20 protein-coding genes and 1 pseudogene are annotated in these 21329 nt (G+C 35.0%); 3 read left to right on the forward strand and 18 right to left on the reverse strand.

Annotated features, from left to right (window positions below; all coding sequences use genetic code 11):
- Positions 1–579 carry a DNA-3-methyladenine glycosylase I gene (locus tag J3U13_RS00985; RefSeq protein ID WP_267339525.1) on the reverse strand — a complete coding sequence of 193 codons (579 nt, stop codon included), beginning with the start codon at positions 577–579 and terminating at the stop codon, positions 1–3.
- A 204-nt stretch (positions 580–783) separates the two neighbouring features.
- Between J3U13_RS00985 and J3U13_RS00990 the strand changes: the two genes are divergently transcribed.
- Complete coding sequence (locus J3U13_RS00990; protein ID WP_267339526.1) at positions 784–2136, forward strand: MFS transporter; 1353 nt, start codon at positions 784–786, stop codon at positions 2134–2136.
- An 88-nt stretch (positions 2137–2224) separates the two neighbouring features.
- Here the strand turns inward: J3U13_RS00990 and gorA are convergent, their stop codons facing one another.
- The 11 genes and pseudogenes from gorA to ribE form a co-directional block, all read right to left on the reverse strand.
- Positions 2225–3577 carry a glutathione-disulfide reductase gene (gene gorA, locus J3U13_RS00995; protein WP_267339527.1) on the reverse strand — a complete coding sequence of 451 codons (1353 nt, stop codon included), beginning with the start codon at positions 3575–3577 and terminating at the stop codon, positions 2225–2227.
- Between the two features lie 282 nt (positions 3578–3859).
- Entirely contained in the window at positions 3860–5284 is a 1425-nt protein-coding gene (hldE, locus tag J3U13_RS01000) for a bifunctional D-glycero-beta-D-manno-heptose-7-phosphate kinase/D-glycero-beta-D-manno-heptose 1-phosphate adenylyltransferase HldE (protein ID WP_267339528.1), read from the reverse strand.
- A gap of 47 nt (positions 5285–5331) precedes the next feature.
- On the reverse strand, positions 5332–6102 hold the full coding sequence (gene tatC, locus J3U13_RS01005; RefSeq protein WP_267339529.1) for a twin-arginine translocase subunit TatC: 771 nt from the start codon (positions 6100–6102) through the stop codon (positions 5332–5334).
- Between the two features lie 14 nt (positions 6103–6116).
- Positions 6117–6440 (reverse strand): annotated as a pseudogene (gene tatB / locus J3U13_RS01010) (Sec-independent protein translocase protein TatB); the annotation flags it as partial.
- 3 nt (positions 6441–6443) lie between these two features.
- Entirely contained in the window at positions 6444–6656 is a 213-nt protein-coding gene (gene tatA, locus J3U13_RS01015; RefSeq protein WP_416380320.1) for a twin-arginine translocase TatA/TatE family subunit, read from the reverse strand.
- Positions 6657–6725: 69 nt separating this feature from the next.
- The gene (ubiB, locus tag J3U13_RS01020; RefSeq protein WP_267339531.1) at positions 6726–8267 is read right to left on the reverse strand and encodes a ubiquinone biosynthesis regulatory protein kinase UbiB; all 1542 of its coding nucleotides are present in this window, start codon (positions 8265–8267) and stop codon (positions 6726–6728) included.
- Between the two features lie 14 nt (positions 8268–8281).
- Positions 8282–9058 carry a bifunctional demethylmenaquinone methyltransferase/2-methoxy-6-polyprenyl-1,4-benzoquinol methylase UbiE gene (gene ubiE, locus J3U13_RS01025; RefSeq protein ID WP_267339532.1) on the reverse strand — a complete coding sequence of 259 codons (777 nt, stop codon included), beginning with the start codon at positions 9056–9058 and terminating at the stop codon, positions 8282–8284.
- Between the two features lie 360 nt (positions 9059–9418).
- A complete protein-coding gene (gene nadR, locus J3U13_RS01030; RefSeq protein ID WP_267339533.1) occupies positions 9419–9943 on the reverse strand; it encodes a multifunctional transcriptional regulator/nicotinamide-nucleotide adenylyltransferase/ribosylnicotinamide kinase NadR in 525 nt (174 codons plus the stop codon).
- 156 nt (positions 9944–10099) lie between these two features.
- Positions 10100–11155 carry a TrmH family RNA methyltransferase gene (locus J3U13_RS01035; RefSeq protein ID WP_267339534.1) on the reverse strand — a complete coding sequence of 352 codons (1056 nt, stop codon included), beginning with the start codon at positions 11153–11155 and terminating at the stop codon, positions 10100–10102.
- Positions 11156–11176: 21 nt separating this feature from the next.
- Positions 11177–11596 carry a transcription antitermination factor NusB gene (gene nusB, locus J3U13_RS01040; RefSeq protein ID WP_267339535.1) on the reverse strand — a complete coding sequence of 140 codons (420 nt, stop codon included), beginning with the start codon at positions 11594–11596 and terminating at the stop codon, positions 11177–11179.
- Positions 11597–11600: 4 nt separating this feature from the next.
- Positions 11601–12071, reverse strand: coding sequence for a 6,7-dimethyl-8-ribityllumazine synthase (gene ribE / locus J3U13_RS01045; RefSeq protein ID WP_267339536.1), 471 nt, complete (start codon positions 12069–12071; stop codon positions 11601–11603).
- Between the two features lie 381 nt (positions 12072–12452).
- On the opposite strand from ribE, the gene lpcA reads away from it, so the two are divergent.
- Both lpcA and J3U13_RS01055 read left to right on the forward strand, forming a co-directional pair.
- On the forward strand, positions 12453–13031 hold the full coding sequence (gene lpcA / locus J3U13_RS01050; protein WP_267339537.1) for a D-sedoheptulose 7-phosphate isomerase: 579 nt from the start codon (positions 12453–12455) through the stop codon (positions 13029–13031).
- 1 nt (position 13032) lies between these two features.
- Complete coding sequence (locus J3U13_RS01055; RefSeq protein ID WP_267339538.1) at positions 13033–13824, forward strand: class II glutamine amidotransferase; 792 nt, start codon at positions 13033–13035, stop codon at positions 13822–13824.
- On the opposite strand, the gene mdtH is transcribed toward J3U13_RS01055, so the two are convergent.
- The 6 genes from mdtH to pncB form a co-directional block, all read right to left on the reverse strand.
- A complete protein-coding gene (mdtH, locus tag J3U13_RS01060) occupies positions 13790–15001 on the reverse strand; it encodes a multidrug efflux MFS transporter MdtH (protein ID WP_267339539.1) in 1212 nt (403 codons plus the stop codon). The two genes, J3U13_RS01055 and mdtH, sit on opposite strands and share 35 nt — an antisense overlap.
- Entirely contained in the window at positions 15002–15460 is a 459-nt protein-coding gene (locus tag J3U13_RS01065) for a methylglyoxal synthase (protein ID WP_267339540.1), read from the reverse strand. It abuts the gene before it with no gap.
- A gap of 136 nt (positions 15461–15596) precedes the next feature.
- Entirely contained in the window at positions 15597–16736 is a 1140-nt protein-coding gene (locus J3U13_RS01070; protein ID WP_267339541.1) for a porin, read from the reverse strand.
- Between the two features lie 304 nt (positions 16737–17040).
- A complete protein-coding gene (locus tag J3U13_RS01075) occupies positions 17041–18162 on the reverse strand; it encodes a porin (protein ID WP_267339542.1) in 1122 nt (373 codons plus the stop codon).
- 297 nt (positions 18163–18459) lie between these two features.
- Positions 18460–19863 (reverse strand): asparagine--tRNA ligase, encoded by a 1404-nt coding sequence (gene asnS / locus J3U13_RS01080; RefSeq protein WP_267339543.1) that lies wholly within the window; start codon positions 19861–19863, stop codon positions 18460–18462.
- Positions 19864–20014: 151 nt separating this feature from the next.
- Positions 20015–21208: a nicotinate phosphoribosyltransferase gene (pncB, locus tag J3U13_RS01085; protein ID WP_267339544.1), complete on the reverse strand. Its 1194-nt coding sequence runs from the start codon at positions 21206–21208 to the stop codon at positions 20015–20017.
- Positions 21209–21329 lie beyond the last annotated feature (121 nt).

Consider the following 21329-nt stretch of genomic DNA (forward strand, 5'->3'; position numbering starts at 1 on the left):
CTACTCTCCTAGTTTCATTTTTTTAAAACAATTTTCAACATGATCATCGACAAGTCCCATTGATTGCATAAAAGCATAGCATATAGTTGAACCTACAAAAGAAAATCCACGTTTTTTTAGCTCTTTTGACATTCGATCAGACATATCGGTATTAATTGGTACTTCGCTTTTATCTTTAAAGTGGTTGATTATTGGTTTATTATCAACAAAAGACCAAATAAATTGTGAAAAATTCTCACCATTTTCCATCATATTTAAATAAGCATGAGCATTGTTAACAATACTATTAAGCTTTAAACGGTTGCGAATCAATCCTTTATTCTCAAGCAGATGTTCAATATCTTCAGGCCTGAGTTGGATGATTTTACAAGGGTCAAAATTAAAAAAACAACGACGATATTCATCACGTTTTTTTAAAATAGTAATCCATGATAATCCTGCTTGTTGCCCTTCAAGACAGATTTTTTCAAATAATTTTAAGCTATCATATTGAGCAACGCCCCATTCATTATCATGATAATTAATATAAATTTGATCGTTTAACAACCAATCACAGCGCACTTTTTTAATATGATTCATTCTTATTTTCATCCAAATTATTTAATATTTTAAAAATATTTATTCGATTAAATTATAAATCAAACCCTCGGTTTTATTGCATACATTAAATTTTTTTATGACGGAAAAAAAGCCAAATTTTTGTGGCAGAATAATTTCTACATTTAAAAAGATCAAAAAAGATAGTTTTTTTCTATCTATCTCAAATAAATAGAAGGTTTTTTCATGAGTCAATCTGAAATCAATGCCCAATGGCAACCCAATGCTCGACCATTAAATAGTAAGGATTTTAAAACATTAATCTTGTCATCTTTAGGTGGAACCCTTGAATTTTATGACTTTGTTATCTACGCACTATATATTGATACCATTGTCAAACCACTGTTTTTACCTCATACCTTATCCCCATTAACATTAGATTTGTTTGCCTGGGGTATTTTTGCTGCTGGTTATTTGGTTCGTCCAATCGGTGGTATTATTATGGCACACTTTGGTGACAAAGTAGGTAGAAAACAGATGTTTACCCTAAGTGTAGCAATGATGGCGCTACCAACCTTTATTATTGGTGTGTTACCAACATACGAAACAATTGGCATTTTTGCACCATTACTATTGTTAGTAATGCGTATGCTACAAGGTGCCGCAATCGGAGGGGAAATGCCAGGTGCTTGGGTATTTATTGCAGAACATACGCCAAAACAACGTTATGGTTTAGGCGTTGGCACTTTAACCTCTGGTATTACGGGTGGTATATTACTTGGATTTTTCGTCACAATTATTATTGATCTCTATTTTACTAACCAAAGTATTTTGGATTTTGCATGGCGTATTCCATTTATTATTGGTGGTATTTTTGGAGTCATTTCCGTCTATTTGCGCAAATTTTTATCTGAAACGCCAATTTTTAAAGAATTAGCAGCCCGCAAAGCTTTAGAAAAAAGTATTCCAGTTGTAACTGTGTTAAAAAAACATAAAAAAGCTTGTTTGATTGTTGCTTTATTAACTTGGTCATTATCAACTGCAATTATGGTTGGTATTTTAATTACCCCAGGGCGAATTGTTGGCGGTATGTATCATTTTACTAACCTTGATTGGCGCATTGGTGGATGCATCGCAGCATTAACATTATCTATTGGATGCATTATTGTTGGTTGGTTGGATGATAAATTAGGTACAGCAAAAACCGTTATCCTAACTTGGGGAGGTTTAGCAGTAATTAGTATCTATTTTTACAGTTCACTAAGCGCAGATATATCATTAACTAAACTTTATTCTATTTGGGCAACATTTGGCTTATTTATTGGAGCAATCGCAATGACACCAATTATAAGTACTAGAACGTTCCCACCAGCTATTCGTTATTCTGGATTATCGTTATCTTATAATTTAGCTTATGCATTGTTTAGTGCAATTACACCGACTTTAACAATCTATTTATTAAGCCCTGATCATATGTTAGGCGCATATAGTTACCTTGGTGCAGGTATTTACATCTCGTTTGTAGCATTAATAGCAATAGGTATAGGTTTTCATCCGCTTGCTCAACATGGATGGCATAGTGATTCAGCCGATTGTTAACCCATAAATGCCATAATCGCGAAAAAGCAATAAAAGCAAATAAAGCAGGATAATTACCCTGCTTTTTTTATTACTTCAATCGTTACCGTTAACGCATAGTAACGAACTCTTCTGCAGCTGTCGGGTGGATAGCGACGGTGTTATCAAAGTCTTTTTTAGTAGCACCCATTTTAAGTGCTACAGCAAACCCTTGCAACATTTCGTCCATACCATAACCTATACCATGTATTCCAACAATTTTTTCATCCGGTCCAACACAAACCAATTTCATTCGGCAAGGTTGGCGATGACTTGTCACAGCTGTATACATAGCAGTAAAGCTTGAGGTGTAAACTTTGACGTTTTCATCACCGTATTCTAAAATCGCTTGCGGTTCGGTTAAGCCTACAGTGCCAATAGCAGGATGTGTAAATACCACGGTTGGAATGTTAGTGTAGTCTAGATGTTCATCAGGTTTGTTATTGAACAATCTTTCCGATAAACGACGCCCAGCGGCAACAGCGACGGGAGTTAGCGCCATTGCACCTGTATCATCACCAACAGAATAAATGCCAGGTACGTTCGTATTTTGGAATTTATCTACTGTAATAAATCCTTTATCATTAACTTCAATACCTGCAGCAAATAAATTCATATCCTGTGTAGCGGGTTCACGACCTATTGCCCAAATTAAACAATCAACAGTATAACTTTCACCATTTTCTAGGGTTAAAGTTAAACTACCATCGCTATTTTTAGTGACTGATTGTGGAATGGCAAAAGTATGTAGATGCTGTCCTTCAGCAGTTATCACTTCCATTAGCGTTTTAATAATCAACGGATCAAAAGATCTTAATGGTGTTGCTTGACGAATAAATTGATGCGTTTCGGATCCTAATGCATGCACAACTCCAGCGATTTCACAAGCAATATATCCTGCACCAACAACAGCAACTCGTTTAGGCAAGGATTTTAATGCAAAAAAACCATCCGAGGTAATGCCATATTGTGCGCCAGGGATATTGGGTACAGTCGGTTTACCCCCTACTGCAATTAAGATATGATCGGCACTATAGAGTTCACCATTTACTTCTATTGTATGGGCATCGATAAATTTAGCATAACCATAAATGATATCAATATTGTTATTAGTTAAAACACGATCATAAGATTGATGAATACGATCAATATAGGCATTTCGGCTATCAAGTAATTTATCCCAGCTAAATTGGTTAATAGTTGCATCAAAGCCATAATCTGGACCGTAGTGATTAATCGCTTCGGCAATTTGTGCCCCATACCACATCACTTTTTTAGGTACACAACCTACGTTAACACATGTTCCACCTAATAATTTTGCCTCTATAATTGCACATTTTTTACCGTATGATGCCGCTCGGTTTACTGATGCTATACCACCACTTCCACCACCAATTGCTATATAATCATAATGTTTAGTCATTAAATAACCTCTATAAACTTTCTCTAATTTATCTAATAGCTTTGCACAAAGTGAATAATAAAAAAAGTGTTAATTATAAAATTTAATAATAGATATTAACGATTGATCTTACCTATATTGAATAAAAAACCAATTTATTAGTAGTTTAGGTACTAAGAAGATATTTAATTCTATTAACTGCTTATCATTAATATTAAACAGAGAAGAGTATAAAACATTGATTAGTGTAATTTTGACAAACAATCGGCTACTTATCTCAGTAACCGATTGTATCATAGAAAATTAGCGGTTTTTTATTGCATTAATAATGTGGGTGGTTGAGCAACCATCTTCAAAATTGAGGACTTTTACTGTACCACCAGCAGCAGTGACTTCTTTGCCTCCAGCAATATCTTCAGGTTTATAATCGCCACCTTTGACTAATACATCTGGCAAGATTTTGGCAATTAGACGTTGTGGAGTTTCCTCTTCAAATGGCACCACCCAATCAACAGAATCCAGTGCACCTAGTACAATCATACGCTGCATAAGTGGATTAATGGGTCTTGATTCACCTTTTAATTGTTTTACCGATGCATCACTGTTAACAGCAACGATGAGACGATCGCCGAGTTTTCTCGCATTAGCAAGGTAAGATACATGTCCTGCATGCAGAATGTCAAAACAACCATTGGTCATCACGATTTTTTCGCCACGCATACGCGCTTTTCTAACTTCTTCTTTAAGCTCATCTTCAGTCATTACACCAAAACCATCATCTGATCGAGCACGGATGGCGTTGCTAAGTTCAACTTGTGAAACTGTTGATGTGCCCAGTTTACCAACCACTACACCTGCTGCAGCATTGGCTAGGAAACAGCTTTCTTCTAATGATTGACCTGCCGCTAAAGCAGTAGCTAATGTAGCAATAACCGTATCACCTGCGCCAGTTACATCAAAAACTTCCTTAGCTTGGGTTGGTAGATGATAAATCGGTTTGTTTAATTGCAACAAAGTCATCCCTTTTTCACTACGAGTAACTAATAGTGCTTTTAGATCATATTGTTCAATCAGTTGATAACCTTTTTCTACAATATCTTCTTCTGTTTGACATTGACCGACTACGGCTTCAAATTCCGACATATTTGGAGTCAATAATGTAGCACCACGGTAACGTTCAAAATCCGTACCTTTAGGGTCGACCAATACCGGAACATTAATTTGATTAGCCAATTTTATCATAGTTTGCACCGCTGATAACGCGCCTTTGGCATAATCCGACAAGACCATAACTTTATGTGTTTCTAATGCGGTTTGAATGCGTTCAAGCATAGACTTGGAATCAACATTGCCAAACCCTTCTTCAAAATCAATACGAATCAATTGCTGATTGCGAGATAAAACGCGTAATTTGGTAATAGTCGGATGTGTCGAAACTGATACAAAATCACATTGCACTTTATGTTTCATTAATTGTTCATTAAGAATTTTGGCCGGTTCGTCAATTCCCGTTAAACCAATTAGACGGGCATTACCACACAGTGAGGTGATATTCATTGCAACATTGGCAGCTCCACCAGGTCTTTCTTCTAATGCATCAATTTTGACCACCGGTACAGGCGCTTCAGGCGATATGCGATTAGTGCTTCCATACCAATAGCGATCGAGCATGATATCACCCACAACTAGTACATTAGCACGGTTAAAATCAGGTAATGACGTTTTCATTATGATTAGTTATCCTTACTGGTTATTTGAATCATAGCTATCTGTAATTACTTTTCATCATCATTCGATGCAAAATTATCTTCTTCACTGTCTTGGTGTTGACGTGGTTGGTAAAAACGAGCAAAGAAAGTACCAATTTCGAAAAGCAGACAGATAGGTACAGCTAATAAAATTTGAGAAAAGACATCTGGAGGTGTGACAAACATAGCAACTGCAAACACCCCGACAATAATATATGGGCGTTTTTTACGTAAGCTTTGAGGCGTAGTTATACCTGTCCAACAGAGTAATATAATGGCAACCGGGACTTCAAAAGCGAAGCCAAATACAATAAAAAGTGTCATCACAAAATCAAGATATTTCGTGATATCAGTATTAATTGCTACATCAACAGGTGCCGTATGAATAAAAAAATAAAATGCCAGCGGAAATACTACAAAATAAGCAAATGCAATACCAAGATAAAAAAGAATGGTGCTAGATACAATTAATGGCATGACCAGACGTTTTTCATGCTGATACAAAGCGGGGGCAACAAATCCCCATACTTGGTAAAGTACATAAGGAATTGAGATAAATATCGCTACTACAGCAGTTAATTTAATGGGGGTAAAAAATGGTGCAGCAATATCCGTTGCGATCATACTGCTACCTTGTGGTAGCTGGCTGATAAGTGGATTAGCCACAATATGATAAATTTCATTAGAAAAATAGAGCAAACCAGCAAATACGACTAGAATACAAATAACACAACGTAGCAGCCGTGCTCTGAGTTCGACAAGATGTCCAATTAAAGGTTGTGTAGCGTCGTCAGTCATGATTTATCTTTATCTGAGTGAATTTGAGGATCCAATTGAGTGGCCAAATCGATCTCTTTTTGTAACGATTCTGTTACGCGTTTTAAGTCATCAATGGATTCCTGAATTTCTGGAGTCAGAGATTTTAAACCGCTTTGTTCAGCCTTTTTTAAACTGTCTTGCAGCTCTTGCAATTTTAGTTCTTTGTTTAATTCCAGTTGCACTGTTGCTGACATGCGGCGCAATACTTTTATCCAACCAGCAACAGTTTTAATTGCAACAGGCAACCGCTCCGGCCCTAATACCACCAGTCCAATAATTAATAATAATAATAGTTGACCAAAGCTAATGTCAAACACGCGTTACTCTTTTTTAGAATTATTGTCATCGGTCGAATCAAGATTTTCGACTTTCGCTGAATTACTGCTTTCTGGCTTATCATCATCATTCATGGCTTTTTTAAAGCCTTTGATTGATGCGCCAAGGTCAGAGCCCAATGAGCGTAACTTTTTGGTTCCAAATAATAACACAACAACTGCAATTAATATGAGTAGCTGGGGTAGACTTGGCATCATAATATTTTTCTCCATTAAAGTTGATATTTAAATTATACACTTAAATGATAAGATTCCAAACAGTACCGATTAATGAAGTATGAACAGTACCATTCCAATAACACCGATTAAAGCAAGTATTGCCATTAAATATTGCTGACATCTTTTACTTTGTTGCAATTCTCGGTTAATTTGTTTTAGTTGGGCATTCATCTGTTTGGTAATTCGCTCATAATCATTCAATTTTACTGGTAATTGAGGCAAGATAGCACGCCACTGTGGTAGTGAAGCCCAAGCTTGTTGCAATAGCTTTTGCGCACTATATTTATCTTCATACCATTTTTCCAAAAAAGGTTTTGCGGTTTGCCATAAATCAAGTTCAGGATAAAGCTGGCGACCCAAACCTTCAATATAAAATAGTGTTTTTTCAAGAAGTATTAATTGTGGTTGGATATCCATCTCAAATTGACGTGCAACCTCAAATAGTTGCAATAAAATTTGTGAAAATGATATTTCAGCTAGTGGTTTAGCAAAAGCAGGCTCACAAACATTTCGCATAGCTCTTTCAAGAGCCATAATATCGGTTGTTTCAGGTACCCAGCCAGAAGCAATATAAGTTTCCGCTATTTTTCGATAATCGCGATTAAAAAAGGCTAAGAAATTTTCAGCAAGATAACGCTGATCATCTTCACTTAATATACCAACAATTGCACAGTCAATACCAATATAGCGAGGATCGTTAGGATCAGAGATATCAACAAAAATATTACCTGGATGCATATCTGCATGAAAAAAATTATCCCGAAATACTTGAGTAAAAAAGGCTTGGACGCCACGCTGGGCAAGTAATTTCATGTCGACATTGTGGTGCTTAAGCTGATCAATATTGGCAATAGGAATTCCTTTGATGCGTTCTTCAACAAGAACATTTTTACGGCATAAATTTTCATATACATAAGGGATATATAAAATATTACTATTGATAAAATTTGCTCGTAATTTAGCAGTATTGTAAGCCTCTTGCAGCAAATCGAGCTCTTTTAATAAAGTTGACTCATAATCACGCACAATTTCAATGGCGCGTAATTTCTCACCATGCTTTATACGCTTAGTAAATTGTTTTGCCACCCAATACATTAAACTAATATCGGCTTGAATTACTGGCAGAATATCAGGACGTAATACTTTTATTACGATTTCAGATTGGCTATGTTTTAAAATAGCCGTATGTACTTGTGCTATTGATGCTGATGCTAATGGCTTTTCATCAAAATTTGCAAAATAATAATCAATTGGTTGTTCAAGTGCTTGTTCAATAAGTTGTTTAGCAATTTTACCGTCAAAGGGGTCAACCTGATCTTGTAATTTTGCTAATGCATCAGCAATCTGTTTAGGTAACACATCACGTCGAGTTGAGATCATCTGCCCAAATTTTATCCAAACAGGTCCTAACTCCTGTAAGGCTTGACGTAAACGTTCGCCAATTGCTTGTTGCTTGGCCTTAGGTTTGACCCAAAATAGACAAAGCGATAAAAAGCGTAGCCAGTTTGATAATCGATGTGCTGGCAAAAGCTCATTTAAACGATAAGCATGAAATACTGTTATTATTTTATATAGTCGAAAAAATATCATTATCTGTCATCGCTTCAAAATTTAAAGCCAGTGTGTAATGCGACAATTCCACCTGTCATGTTGTGGTATTTAACATCAACAAAGCCTGCATTTTCCATCATTTTTTTTAAGGTATTTTGATTTGGATGCATGCGGATTGATTCTGCTAAATAGCGATAACTATCAGAATCATTTGCCACAATTTTGCCCATTAAAGGTAACATAGTAAAGGAATAAAGATCATAAGCTTTATTAAGAATTTTGTATTGTGGTTTAGAAAATTCCAAAATGAGTAAACGTCCACCTGGCTTTAATACTCGCCACATAGATTGTAATGCTTTGTCTTTATCAGTAACATTACGAAGACCAAAGGAAATGGTAATACAATCAAAATAGTTATCCGCGAAAGGTAATTCTTCAGCATTTGCCTGAACGTATTCAATATTTTTAAATAGTCCTTTATCACGCAGTTTATCACGTCCAACTTTTAACATGGATTCATTGATATCTGCTAAAACAACTAAGCCATTGTCACCAACAAGTTGAGAAAATTTTGCAGTTAAATCTCCTGTTCCTCCAGCAAGGTCTAACACTTTTTGACCTTTGCGAACACTGCTATATTCAATGGTGATTTTTTTCCAAATACGATGAATACCAAATGACATCAAATCATTCATTACATCATATTTATCCGCAACAGAATGAAATACATCGGCGACACGTTTGACTTTTTCTTCTTTTAAGACTTGTCGATAACCAAAATCAATTTTTTCTTGATTGTTATTATTTTGATTGTCAAATGATTGAGACATATAAATTTACCTATCATAAAGATTTAGCTTATTTTAACACAAGCATGAATAAATGTGATGAACTAAATCAAAATGATAACTTCATTTTAGATCTTTCCCTTCTTTTTTAAAAAGAAGTGTGTATTATTGGACTAACGTATCAAAATTAATATGATAAAATCAATTTATTGCTATTTTCTATTGCTATTGAATGGCATCCCCTATGCAAAATTGCAATGCGAGTACGGTCAGTTTTTTTAAGACAATGTTAATTATTGGAGTTAAAATCTCGCATTATATATACCATTACTGATATATTATGTAGTGTAAATGTAGGTGAATTTCAATAATAACTCATTGAATTTATCCAACAATAAATTGCTACTTTTTATCAAAAAATGGTTTAGCTGCATCAGCAATAAATGACCCATATTTATAAGGATTTTGACGAATTTGTGTCGCACTGATGTTCATAAAATTACGATCAGCATCAACAATAACTACTGGACAGCCGAAATAGAATTCATAATTTTTAACATCTTGTGGTTCACTAGTGAAGACAACATTAGGTTTAATGTTATGCTTAAATAAAATCTGTTTAACGCGATCGCTCCAATCTTTCCAGCCATTGGGATAAGACTCAATTCCCGCTTCATCTAAAACATGTACATGAATATTATGACGGTCTTTAAACGTTTCTTTCAACCATGAAAAGCGATCGCTCACTTGAGGTTGTCTTGGTAGATGGCTTTTCTCAAAAAGTTTCTTATCTCGTGTCGCTTCACAACCCAGAAAAACATGCAGTTCATCAACTTGCGTCATAGCTTGTTCAATTAAATAGATATGACCATAATGTAAGGGATAAAACTTACCAAAAATCATACCAATTTTGTACTTTGAGCCCATAATAAATACCAACACATTTATATGCTTTATTTGTTAACAATGTACAGAAAAATAGAGCGATTTCTAATCAAATATTGCTATAAAATATATTTCACCAAAAATTTCTCAGTTTTTTCAATGAAACGATATGATAATGATTGATAAATTCACAGTTCATTATCTATATAAATTTGATAATAAGATCCCTGTAGCCACTGAGATATTCAGCGCCGGCATATTATCATTACCTTTCAAATGTACAACGACATCAGCACAGTTGACCAGTTTCATATTAATTTGCTGAAAAATAACCAAAACAACTTTCTTATCAAATTGAACTTTATGTAACTCGCTAGAATCTATCGATTTAGTTTGACAAGGTAGCAAAGCAACAATTTGATAACCACGTTGCTTTAAGATATCAAGCGAAGCAAGAAAATCGTCACTTTTAATTGATTCTACTGCTTCAATGCCGCCTTCTGATACTCGCATTGCAGCACCGCTATCAAGCAGATTTGATTGACGTAACATGACAGCATTTACATCATAAAAAGCCGCACTTCTTATCAATCCACCTAAATTATGCGGATTATTAACATCATCAATAGCTAAAATACAATCCTTATTTGCATCACTTTTTTCATCTAAATAATTGAATAAAGTTAATGGAGCACGTTTTTTAGCAATTAAACAAACACCACCATGATGCTGTGTTTGAGTTATTTTATTGAGCTGTTCATTCGAAACAATATCATAACCTAAACGCTCCTGAACTAACCAGTTAATTAACTCTTTAAACTGGTAAGTCATCTCTTGGATAATAAATAATTTCACAATAGCGCTGCGTCGATGTTTGAAAACGGCTTTACAGCTATTTTCGCTGTAAACTAAGGTTTCTTCTTTACGTTGTCGATATCCATCATAACCAAATGTTGGTGTTTGGTCATTCGCACGTACTTTCTTCTGCCATGGCGAATCATGTTCAAATTCCGATGGAGATCGATTTAATTCTATAACAATACTCTGTTTTGCAAACTTAGGTCTATCACTGCGCGCTTGAAATGTTTCAATACGGTCATTACGATCGCGTTTCGGTTTAGACTGAAATGCATCATTTTTACGCCTCTCTTTCCATCCATTTGATTTTTCTTTATTAGCCCGAGAGTGTTTTTTCGGCTCGCTATGTTTAGCGTAAAAAATAGTTGGTTTACTTTTTTCAGTATTGTCGGTCATATCAATCTCACAATTAATCGGTTATCGCGTTCGGATGGTTGGCGCTATTTTATCTAATACACCATTAACAAATTTATGGCTATCAGCAGCACCGAATGTTTTCGTCAAGTCTATCGCTTCGTTTATTACTACTTTATAAGGCACATCCTGACGCTTTAATAATTCATAAAGTGCAATGCGTAATATGGCGAGTTCAATCTGACCTAGCTCTTCGACTTTACGCTCAGTGAGATAAGGTGCCATTTTTTCGTCTAATTCCACGGTGTTTTTAGCCACGCCATGTAATAGTTCACGAAAATACTTAGTATCAACACCTTTCATATCTTGTTCTGCAATAAAACTGGTCTCAACATCCGCAAGATCGTTTCTAGAAACTTGCCAAGAGTATATAGCCTGTACTGCACACTCTCTTGCTCGACGACGAGGATTAACTAATGCCACTAAATTACTCCTTAATTGCTTTGATAATATTTAGCATTTCTAATGCAGTTAACGCTGCTTCGGCACCTTTATTGCCAGCTTTTGTACCTGCACGTTCAATAGCTTGTTCAATAGATTCGGTTGTTAAAATACCAAATCCTACGGGAAGAGTATGATCCAAACTTGCACTCAATAATCCAGAACTTGATTCGCCCGCAACAAAGTCAAAATGTGCAGTGCTACCACGAATAACTGTACCTAACGCCACAATTGCATCGTATTTTTTTGATTGAGCTGCAACTTTAGCGGTTAAGGGAATTTCGTAAGCACCTGGCACCCAAATTACCGTAATGTTTTTTTCGTCAACTTGACCGATACGAGTTAACGCATCAACAGCACCATTGACCAAACTTTCATTAATAAATTGATTAAATCGAGCCACTATAATGGCAACTTTAGCATTAGGTGCAGCAACTTGACCTGTTACAGTTTGCATATTAATTCCTTATCTATTGATTTTAAATGCAATTTCACTATTTTTATTTGTGAAAATTTTCCGGAAAAATTGTACCACAATTTAACGGCTTATCCTATTAACAAATAACGCCTCCAACAAGCTTTATCTAACAATTTATTGGAAAAGAAATACAAATATTTTGTCTATTAATACAAAGTAATTTTTTATTACTTGTTAACAAAAAAATTCCTTTAATTTATCGACTCATTTATGCTCAATTCCTCTTCAATTTTTACTTAAACATATATCTTACCTGAAACTTTTTTACACAATTTGGCATTTAATTTTTATTATCACTTGCAAGCAGTTAGGAAAAAACTAAAATGGTAAAAAGCTTTTTTTACTTATGAGGTAAGACTGATGTATATTAATAATATTCGAAATGAATTAACCCAAGCTATTGAAGTATTAACAAACTTTGTTTCGGATGATAAAAATCTTGAAGTTATTCAACAAGCAGCGGTATTAATTGCCGATTCATTTAAGCAAGGCGGTAAGGTTCTATCGTGCGGTAATGGCGGTTCTCATTGTGATGCTATGCATTTTGCTGAAGAGTTAACGGGTCGTTTTCGTGATAATCGTCCTTCATATCCAGCGATTGCAATATCTGATGTGAGCCATATTTCATGTGTAGGTAATGATTACGGATTTGATTATATTTTTTCACGCTACGTGGAAGGTGTGGGTAACAAAGGTGATGTACTACTTGGCATTTCAACTTCAGGCAATTCAACTAATGTTATTAAAGCCATTGAAGCGGCTAAACAAAAAGGCATGAAGATCATTACACTCACTGGTAAAGATGGCGGAAAAATGAATGGTCTTGCTGATGTGGATATCCGTGTTCCGCATTTTGGCTATGCTGATCGCGTACAAGAAATCCATATTAAAGTTATTCATATTCTTATTTTGCTTATTGAAAAAGAGATGATCAAATAAAATGTGTGAATTGTTGGGTATGAGTGCTAATGTGCCAACAGATATCTGCTTTAGTTTCACCAGTTTAATTAAAAGAGGTGGAGATAAAGGTCCCCATAAAGATGGCTGGGGAATCACTTTCTATGAAGGCAAAGGTTGCCGAACATTCAAAGATCCCGAACCTTGTAGTTACTCTGCTATCGCCAAAATGGTTCAAGAGTATCCTATCAAATCTAAAGCAGTAGTTGCACATATTCGACAAGCTAATCGTGGCGCTGTTGCACTTGAAAATACCCATCCATTTACCCGTCAGTTGTGGGGAAAAAATTGGACTTTTGCCCACAATGGTCAACTGACTGATTACCAAGATCTCAATACAGGTTTTTTTCAACCAATAGGTGAAACAGATAGCGAATATGCTTTTTGTTATTTAATTAACCAATTACACCAAAAATTCCCTCAGCAACCCTGTGATGTTCTCGTTTTATTTCGCTTTATCAAACTTTGTGCTGATAAGCTAAGTGAGCAAGGAATATTCAATATGTTACTTTCTGATGGGCAGTTTGTACTTGCTTACTGTACCACTAATCTGCATTGGATAACCCGTAGAGCGCCATTTGGCAAAGCAAAATTACTTGATGAAGATGTAGAAATTGATTTTCAAAAACATACAACACCGAATGATGTAGTTACCATTATTTCTACCTTACCTTTAACATCAAATGAGACTTGGCATAAACTTGATAGAAGCGAAGCAATCTTGTTTAAAAATGGTGAAATTATCCAATCTTTTTCATCTTTATGCGAACCATAGGTGGTTCATTTTTGAATAGATATTGTAAATAGGCTAATGTTACTAAACCAATAAAAGTTAAAATAATCCAAGGCAGATGCGGAAAACCAATCTGTATGGCAATATCATAAAGCCATCCTGCACCGGTATAACCCATAAATCCACCTAGGGCAAGTCCTAACCGACTAAATCCCATATAACTGCCTTTAGCTTTAGGATTCGTTAGGACCGTTGATAATGTTTCTCGGGCAGGTTCAGCAATAATTGCTCCTAAATAAAATAGTGCAATTAGTGATAAAAGCATAGATAAATGTGTAGTGAAACCAATAATGATGAAAGCAAATGACATCAAGAACAGACCGAATTTAAGACGTTGATCTAATCTAAAATATTTTTCACTTAAACGTGCTAGTGGATAAAGCAATACTAGTGATATACAAGCTTGAATTGCATACATCCATTTTACATAACTAGGGCTACCAGATACCTGAGTTATAGTGAGCGGTAACATCAACATTATTTGTACCCATAATACATAATAGCCGGTCAAAGTAAGCACATAACTGGTAAATTTCTTATCTTTTACAACCATTTTCATACCATTAATAATCGAGGCTTTACCTATGGCAATATGGTAAGCTGGCAAAAAGAACATGTTGAAAATACCGCACAAGAAAAAAATGAAAGCCCCACACCAACAAACTAAATGAAAGTCATAATCAATCAGAATTCCACCAATAAGCGCACCAATAACTGCCCCGGCATTATCTTGTATCATTAATAACGAAATAAATTTGCCTCGCTCATGTGGACGAGTAAATTTAATGGTTAATCCCATTCGAGGAGGATCAAAGAGTAACCCTCCTAATGCGGAAAGCAAACAAGAAAGTAATAATAGCCAAGGTTCATTAGCAATCGCCATCGAAATAAATCCGATACAACGCAAAAACATTCCTGTAACAATCATTGGTTTTGCGCCAAAACGATCCGCTATCGCACCACCAATAATGCCAAAACCTTGTTGCACAAATTGTCGAAGACCTAAAGCAAAACCGACAAAGAGGGCACTCCATCCAACTTGACTTACAAAATGCGTTGAAACCAGAGGAAAAACGACATAAAAACCTAAAACAATAAATAAATTATCTAACAAGAGTATTTGTCTGCCAGTTTTGCGAATTTGAGATGGTATTGGCATTTACTGGACTCTTTCGATTAAATAACCTTGGTAATCAGGAATTTCGATATCGACTTCATGTTCAAACATTGCTGATTGAATTAATGCATTAGCAGTAGCTTGATTAGTTGCAACAGGAATATTCCAAACTGTTGCTAACCGCAGTAACGCTTTAACATCTGGATCATGCGGTGCGGCGTTAAGTGGATCCCAAAAGAAGATAAGCATATCAATTTTACCTTCTGCGATTAAAGCGCCAATTTGCTGATATCCACCCATTGGACCACTAAGCATTGGCGTAATATTTAATCCGATCTCTTTTTTTATTAATCTGCCAGTTGTTCCTGTACCCCATAAATTATGATGTGCAAGCTTTTCACTATTTTTTTGACACCAGGTTAGTAATGATTCTTTCAAGTGATCGTGTGCAACTAACGCAATATTTTTTTTTGCAGGTAATTTACGAGTGGTATAACGCATTTTTTTATCCTAATTCTTTATTATTTTTTTAATTTTTTAACAGAGTATGAATTAAAGTGCAAGAGATATTTATTAATCAATAGATAATAAAAAAGGCACCGAAGTGCCTTTTTAAACTTTAACCAGTTACAACTAATTAGAATTGATAGATTAAACCAAGTGCAACGGTATCTTTGGCAGTTGCTTTAATTTGAGACTTAGTAAATGTACCATCTTCATATAAAGCACGACGTGCGCCAATATCATCCTTATCTAACAAGTTGATTTTATAATCAACAATTGCTGATAAATTTTTGTTGAAGTCATAAGTTAAACCAACATCAACATATTTAGCTAGATCATTACCTTTAAGACCCGCATCACTTGTTAAGCTAGACGCATCTTTAACTTTATGTTGGATATAAGCAACAGATGGAGTTAAACGACCAATATCAAAGTCAATACCATATTGTGCTACAATTTCAAATCCTTTAGTTTTTAAATCATCAGCACGACGATTTGTTGAAGCATTGTTCCAACCATATTTTTGCTTACCTTCAATGTAAAGTGCTGCTAAATATATGTTGTTGTTGTCATATTTAACACCAGCTGACCATGATTTAGCATCTTTATGACCGCCTGTTTGTGCATAACCTGCACCAACAGTTAAACCAGTATCAAGCACATCCCAATCTACAACTGAACCCCATGCTTCGGCACTATTGTGACCATTTTGAGTTTGTCTATTGAAATGATCAGTTGAACTGTTATCACCATTGTCAGCGTATTGAACAGCAAAACGTAAACCATCAACTAGACCGAAGAAATCTGAATTACGGTATGTTGCTACAGCTTTAGTACGTGCAGTTAATGCATAAAAATCATTGTTTGATGCATCTCCACCAAATTCTGGTAAAACATCAGTGTAGGAAGTTAACGTTTTTAACACACCATCATTACGACCATAATCGAATGAACCAAAATCACCAAAGTTTAAACCAGCAAATGCATAACGAGTTTCGTTATCAGCGTCTTTACCTGTTTTTGCTTCATATTCCCAACGACCATAACCTGTTAAACTGTCAGTGATTTGTGTTTGTCCTGACATGCCTAAACGAGCGGTAGTTTTGTCACCTTCGCCAGTTTGATTGTTGCGATCAGTAATATAGTTTAAAGCATAAACTCGACCATAAAAGTCAACTTTATTTCCATCTTTGTTCCATACTTCAATAGAAGCGTTAGCTGTACCTGCAATTAAAAGCGCAGGGATAGCGATTGCTAATAGATTACGTTTCATTTTGTTACCCTCGTAGGTATATTTTATTATTAAAAAAGCAAATTACTTTGCTCTGGATTTAATAATTAACTACTAAAAATAGCAATTATATTATTACGGTGATATCTATTTTAATTTTTATAAATAGATTTTAATCATATATACTATCTATTTAACAATGTTCTTTAGATAAAATCTGAGGTTTTGCGATTATTTTAATATTTAATATTAATTTTTTTAAACATTAAATGTTTTTTTGCTTAAAAAAATTTTTATTAGGTAATATAAAAGGCACCTAAGTGCCTTTTATATAGGGGTTAAGAGATTAGAATTGGTAAATTAAACCAACACCTAACACATCTTTAGTACCTGGTTTGTTTTTGTGACCGCGAGAATTTTCAGTATTGTTTGCAGCGCCGACATCTTTACGATCAAGAAGATTGAATTTATATTCAACAATCGCGCTAAAGTTTTTATTTAGATCATAAGTTGCACCTAAAGAAACATATTTAGCTAAAGGTGAGGTTGATGAATGATCTGCATAACGATAATGATCAATACTTTCTTTATGTTGTACATAAGCTAAAGATGGAGTTAAGCGACCCACATTTAAATCAATACCATATTGTGCAACTAATTCAAAACCTTTGATTTTTTCATCAGAAATATATCTATTACCATTAGCATTGTTAGTTACAATCCATTTATTTTTAATTTTGGTTTGGAAATAGTTAGCAGCTAAATATAAATCATAATTTTCATATTTAAGACCAGTAGTCCAAGTGCTATGGCGATGATCGCTTGAAGTTGATTGAGCATAACCTGCACCTGCTGTTAAACCTGTATCAAAAATACGCCATTGAGCATTAAGACCATAAGCTTCTCTTGATTCACCACGAACTGAATCTTCAGTTTGTGAATTATCACCGTTATCAGCATATTGTAATGCAAAACTGATATCATCAGCTAAACCAAATAGATTGTTGTTACGATAAGTTGCAACCGCTTTAGTACGAGCTGAAAGCACGTTCCAATCATTATTCGCTGCATCACCGCCAAATTGTGGTAATACGTCAGTATAAGCAGTGATTGCTTTTAAAACACCATCGTTACGACCATAATCGAATGAACCTAAGTCACCAAAGTTTAAACCAGCAAACGCATAACGAACTTCGTTTGAAGAATTTTTACCTGCTGCCGCTTCATATTCCCAACGACCGTATCCAGTCACGCTATCAGTGATTTGCGTTTGACCAGACATACCTAGACGAGCTGAAGTATCATCACCTTCATTTTTTTGACCACGGTCAGTGATGTTGTTAGCTGCTTTTACTCGACCATAAAAGTCAACTTTGTTGCCGTCTTTGTTCCATACTTCGATAGAAGCGTTTGCACCAGCTGCAACTAAAAGTGCAGGAATAGCGATTGCTAATAGATTACGTTTCATTTTTTACCCTCATGGTTATTTTATTGCTGACACAGTCCATAGGATTTGAGTCAATTTCTACTACGATGATTATTCATCCAAAAATAATATTTTTGTCTATTATTTTTATCCAATTTTCATAGCAGAGTGAATTATGTCTAAATTTAACTTAAAATCAAGTGAACTTTTCGTTAAACATGATGTCTAATGTCAAAAAGGGGTCTGTTTGACTAATTTTTATACTTTTTTTGAATCTGTATTGTGCTTTTTTCATCTAAACCGACTTAAAATCGGTTTAGTGTATGAAATATAATCAGTTTAGAAGTTTGCGTTACGCGGGGTTCTTGGGAATGGAATAACATCTCGGACATTTTGTACACCAGTAACATAGACAATTAAGCGTTCAAATCCAAGACCAAAACCAGAGTGAGGGACTGTTCCATAACGACGTAAATCACGATACCACCAGTAATCTTCTTTTTTAAGACCCATTTCGTCCATACGTTTATCTAACATATCTAAACGTTCTTCACGTTGTGATCCACCAATGATTTCACCAATGCCTGGTGCTAACACATCCATTGCAGCCACAGTTTTACCATCGTCATTCATGCGCATATAAAATGCTTTAATATCTTTAGGGTAATTTTTAACAACAACTGGCGCTTTAAAATATTGCTCAGCTAAATAACGTTCATGTTCTGAGGCTAAATCAATACCCCAACTCACTGGATTTTCAAATTGAGCATCACAATTTTGTAAAATGGTGATGGCATCGTTGTAATCAACTTGTGCAAAATCAGCCTTAATAAAGTTTTCTAGACGATTAATCGCATCTTTATCAATATGTTGAGCGAAAAATTGCATATCGTCAGCTCGTTTTTCGAGTACTGTCTTAAATACATATTTCAACATGTCTTCAGCGAGTTTAGCGTTATCATCAAGATCAGCAAACGCAACTTCAGGCTCCATCATCCAAAACTCAGCTAAATGGCGTGTAGTATTTGAGTTCTCAGCTCTAAAAGTTGGACCAAAAGTATAAACTTTTGAAAGCGCACATGCATAAGTTTCAGCATTTAATTGACCAGATACCGTTAAAAATGCTTCTTTACCAAAAAAGTCTTTATCGTAATCAATTTTACCGTTATCGTTTTTTGGAAGATTTAACATATCAAGCGTTGAAACACGAAACATCTCGCCAGCACCTTCGGTATCCGAAGCGGTAATAATTGGCGTAGAAAGCCAAAAAAAGCCACGTTCGTCAAAAAACTGATGAATAGCCTGAGCAAGAGTGTGACGAACACGCGTAATTGCACCGACAATATTAGTTCTTGCTCGTAAATGGGCAACTTCACGTAAATATTCAATTGAGTGACGTTTAGCCGCCATAGGATACGTTTCAGGATCGTCAACAAAACCATATACATCAACCTGCGTTGCTTGTAATTCGTATTTTTGTCCCTGCCCTGGTGATTCCACAACTTTACCAGTGACTTTAACCGAGCAACCCGCGGTTAAACGCAAAATATCTTGTTCATAATTAGGTAAGTTATTTTCGATAACAGCTTGAATAGGCGAAAAGCAAGAGCCATCATAAACTGCTAAAAATGAAATACCTGCCTTAGAATCACGGCGAGTTCTTACCCAGCCTTGAACGGAAACGGTGCTACCAACAGCGATTTTGCCTTGTAACACATTAACAATAGGTGCAACTGAATTCATTTTATTATCCATCTCTACATTAATTTGTTTAATTAAATTTTAAGTTATACTGATATATTTTAACGATTTCCCATAATAGAATGGAATCAATACCCCAATTAAAAAAGTTTTATTTTGGATTTATATTTATAAGATTAATAATAAGTTATTATTAATATTTAACGTTGAAAGTTCGTTTTAACTCATCAATAAAATTTAAATCTTGAGATATTGTTTTACCTGGACTGTCAGATAATTTAGCTACAGATTGATTATTGCATTGCGTTAATTTAATTACAATATTCAATGCTTTGGTATTCACTTCAGTTGAAGGAATATCACACGCCAAAAAACCACCTATACCAAATGACAGTTTTACTCGATGATTAAAATGGTTATAAATTTTAATAGCTTTATCAAAATTTAAACTATCAGAAAAAACAAGTAATTTAGTCTTAGGATCTATCCCTAATTTCTGATAATGTTTAATCGCCTTTTCACCCCATTCAATAGAGTCCCCCGAATCATGACGAAGACCTTGATAACAAGAAGCAAAGTGATGATCGAAATCACGCAAAAAAGCATCCATGGTAATACAATCAGTTAAAGCAATATCTAAATCATGAGGATACTCGTCTAACCAAACTCGAAGCGCATCTTTTTGGCAATCTTTCAAAATTGGACTTAATCGTTGATGCGCTTGAAACCATTCATGAGCTTGTGTTCCAACAGGCGTTAACCCCAAACGATAAGCAAGTAAATAGTTGCTGGTGCTATGAAAATTTTCAAAATTATCTTTCAAATAGCTAACAACGGCTTCTTGCACCGCAAACGAATAACGCCGACGCGTACCAAAATCCATTAAATTAAAATCAGACTTATTCATATTAGCCGTTTTTTCATTAAATTGAGCTAATTTATCTTTCAGCCTGGCAATGGCCTCCGGTACGCCAATTTGTGGAGAACGAGCCTTATGTACAATTTCACTAATTACCGCAAGTAAGGGGACTTCCCATAAAATAACATCTAACCATTTACCTTCAATCGAAATTTCAAGCATGCCATCTTCGTTTTTAATGGTGAGTAAATCACTATTAAAGTGCCAATTTTTAAGCCAATTTAAATAGTCAGATTTAAAAAAAGGAATGTCAGATAAATAATTAAATTCATCATCCGTAAGTGATAATGATTCCATTAATTTTACTTGATACATTATTTCATCAGCATAGTGCCCTAATAAGTCATCACTACGACATCGGAACTGCGCAACGACGGTTGCATCAGGGTAATGATGAAAAACGGCTTGTTGCATATGCAACTTATATGCATCAGTATCTAAAATTGATGTAATTATTGCTGGTAACATATGTATCTATTATTACTACTATAAAGAAAATTCCTCAGATTATAGCAGAATAATAGTGAAGAGATAGATTAATTATGTAATAAGATTGTTTTTAATCAGCTATAATACTCACTAAATAGAA

This window comes from Gilliamella sp. B2887, from assembly GCF_026537015.1.
Lineage (GTDB): Bacteria > Pseudomonadota > Gammaproteobacteria > Enterobacterales > Orbaceae > Gilliamella.

What these genes read in the sequence shown, in the direction of transcription:
- J3U13_RS00985 (WP_267339525.1), bottom strand. Translation starts at nt 579, where the DNA reads ATGAATCATATTAAAAAAGTGCGCTGTGATTGGTTGTTAAACGATCAA.
- J3U13_RS00990 (WP_267339526.1), top strand. Translation starts at nt 784, where the DNA reads ATGAGTCAATCTGAAATCAATGCCCAATGGCAACCCAATGCTCGACCA.
- gorA (WP_267339527.1), bottom strand. Translation starts at nt 3,577, where the DNA reads ATGACTAAACATTATGATTATATAGCAATTGGTGGTGGAAGTGGTGGT.
- hldE (WP_267339528.1), bottom strand. Translation starts at nt 5,284, where the DNA reads ATGAAAACGTCATTACCTGATTTTAACCGTGCTAATGTACTAGTTGTG.
- tatC (WP_267339529.1), bottom strand. Translation starts at nt 6,102, where the DNA reads ATGACTGACGACGCTACACAACCTTTAATTGGACATCTTGTCGAACTC.
- tatA (WP_416380320.1), bottom strand. Translation starts at nt 6,656, where the DNA reads ATGATGCCAAGTCTACCCCAGCTACTCATATTAATTGCAGTTGTTGTG.
- ubiB (WP_267339531.1), bottom strand. Translation starts at nt 8,267, where the DNA reads ATGATATTTTTTCGACTATATAAAATAATAACAGTATTTCATGCTTAT.
- ubiE (WP_267339532.1), bottom strand. Translation starts at nt 9,058, where the DNA reads ATGTCTCAATCATTTGACAATCAAAATAATAACAATCAAGAAAAAATT.
- nadR (WP_267339533.1), bottom strand. Translation starts at nt 9,943, where the DNA reads ATGGGCTCAAAGTACAAAATTGGTATGATTTTTGGTAAGTTTTATCCC.
- J3U13_RS01035 (WP_267339534.1), bottom strand. Translation starts at nt 11,155, where the DNA reads ATGACCGACAATACTGAAAAAAGTAAACCAACTATTTTTTACGCTAAA.
- ribE (WP_267339536.1), bottom strand. Translation starts at nt 12,071, where the DNA reads ATGCAAACTGTAACAGGTCAAGTTGCTGCACCTAATGCTAAAGTTGCC.
- lpcA (WP_267339537.1), top strand. Translation starts at nt 12,453, where the DNA reads ATGTATATTAATAATATTCGAAATGAATTAACCCAAGCTATTGAAGTA.
- J3U13_RS01055 (WP_267339538.1), top strand. Translation starts at nt 13,033, where the DNA reads ATGTGTGAATTGTTGGGTATGAGTGCTAATGTGCCAACAGATATCTGC.
- mdtH (WP_267339539.1), bottom strand. Translation starts at nt 15,001, where the DNA reads ATGCCAATACCATCTCAAATTCGCAAAACTGGCAGACAAATACTCTTG.
- J3U13_RS01065 (WP_267339540.1), bottom strand. Translation starts at nt 15,460, where the DNA reads ATGCGTTATACCACTCGTAAATTACCTGCAAAAAAAAATATTGCGTTA.
- J3U13_RS01070 (WP_267339541.1), bottom strand. Translation starts at nt 16,736, where the DNA reads ATGAAACGTAATCTATTAGCAATCGCTATCCCTGCGCTTTTAATTGCA.
- J3U13_RS01075 (WP_267339542.1), bottom strand. Translation starts at nt 18,162, where the DNA reads ATGAAACGTAATCTATTAGCAATCGCTATTCCTGCACTTTTAGTTGCA.
- asnS (WP_267339543.1), bottom strand. Translation starts at nt 19,863, where the DNA reads ATGAATTCAGTTGCACCTATTGTTAATGTGTTACAAGGCAAAATCGCT.
- pncB (WP_267339544.1), bottom strand. Translation starts at nt 21,208, where the DNA reads ATGTTACCAGCAATAATTACATCAATTTTAGATACTGATGCATATAAG.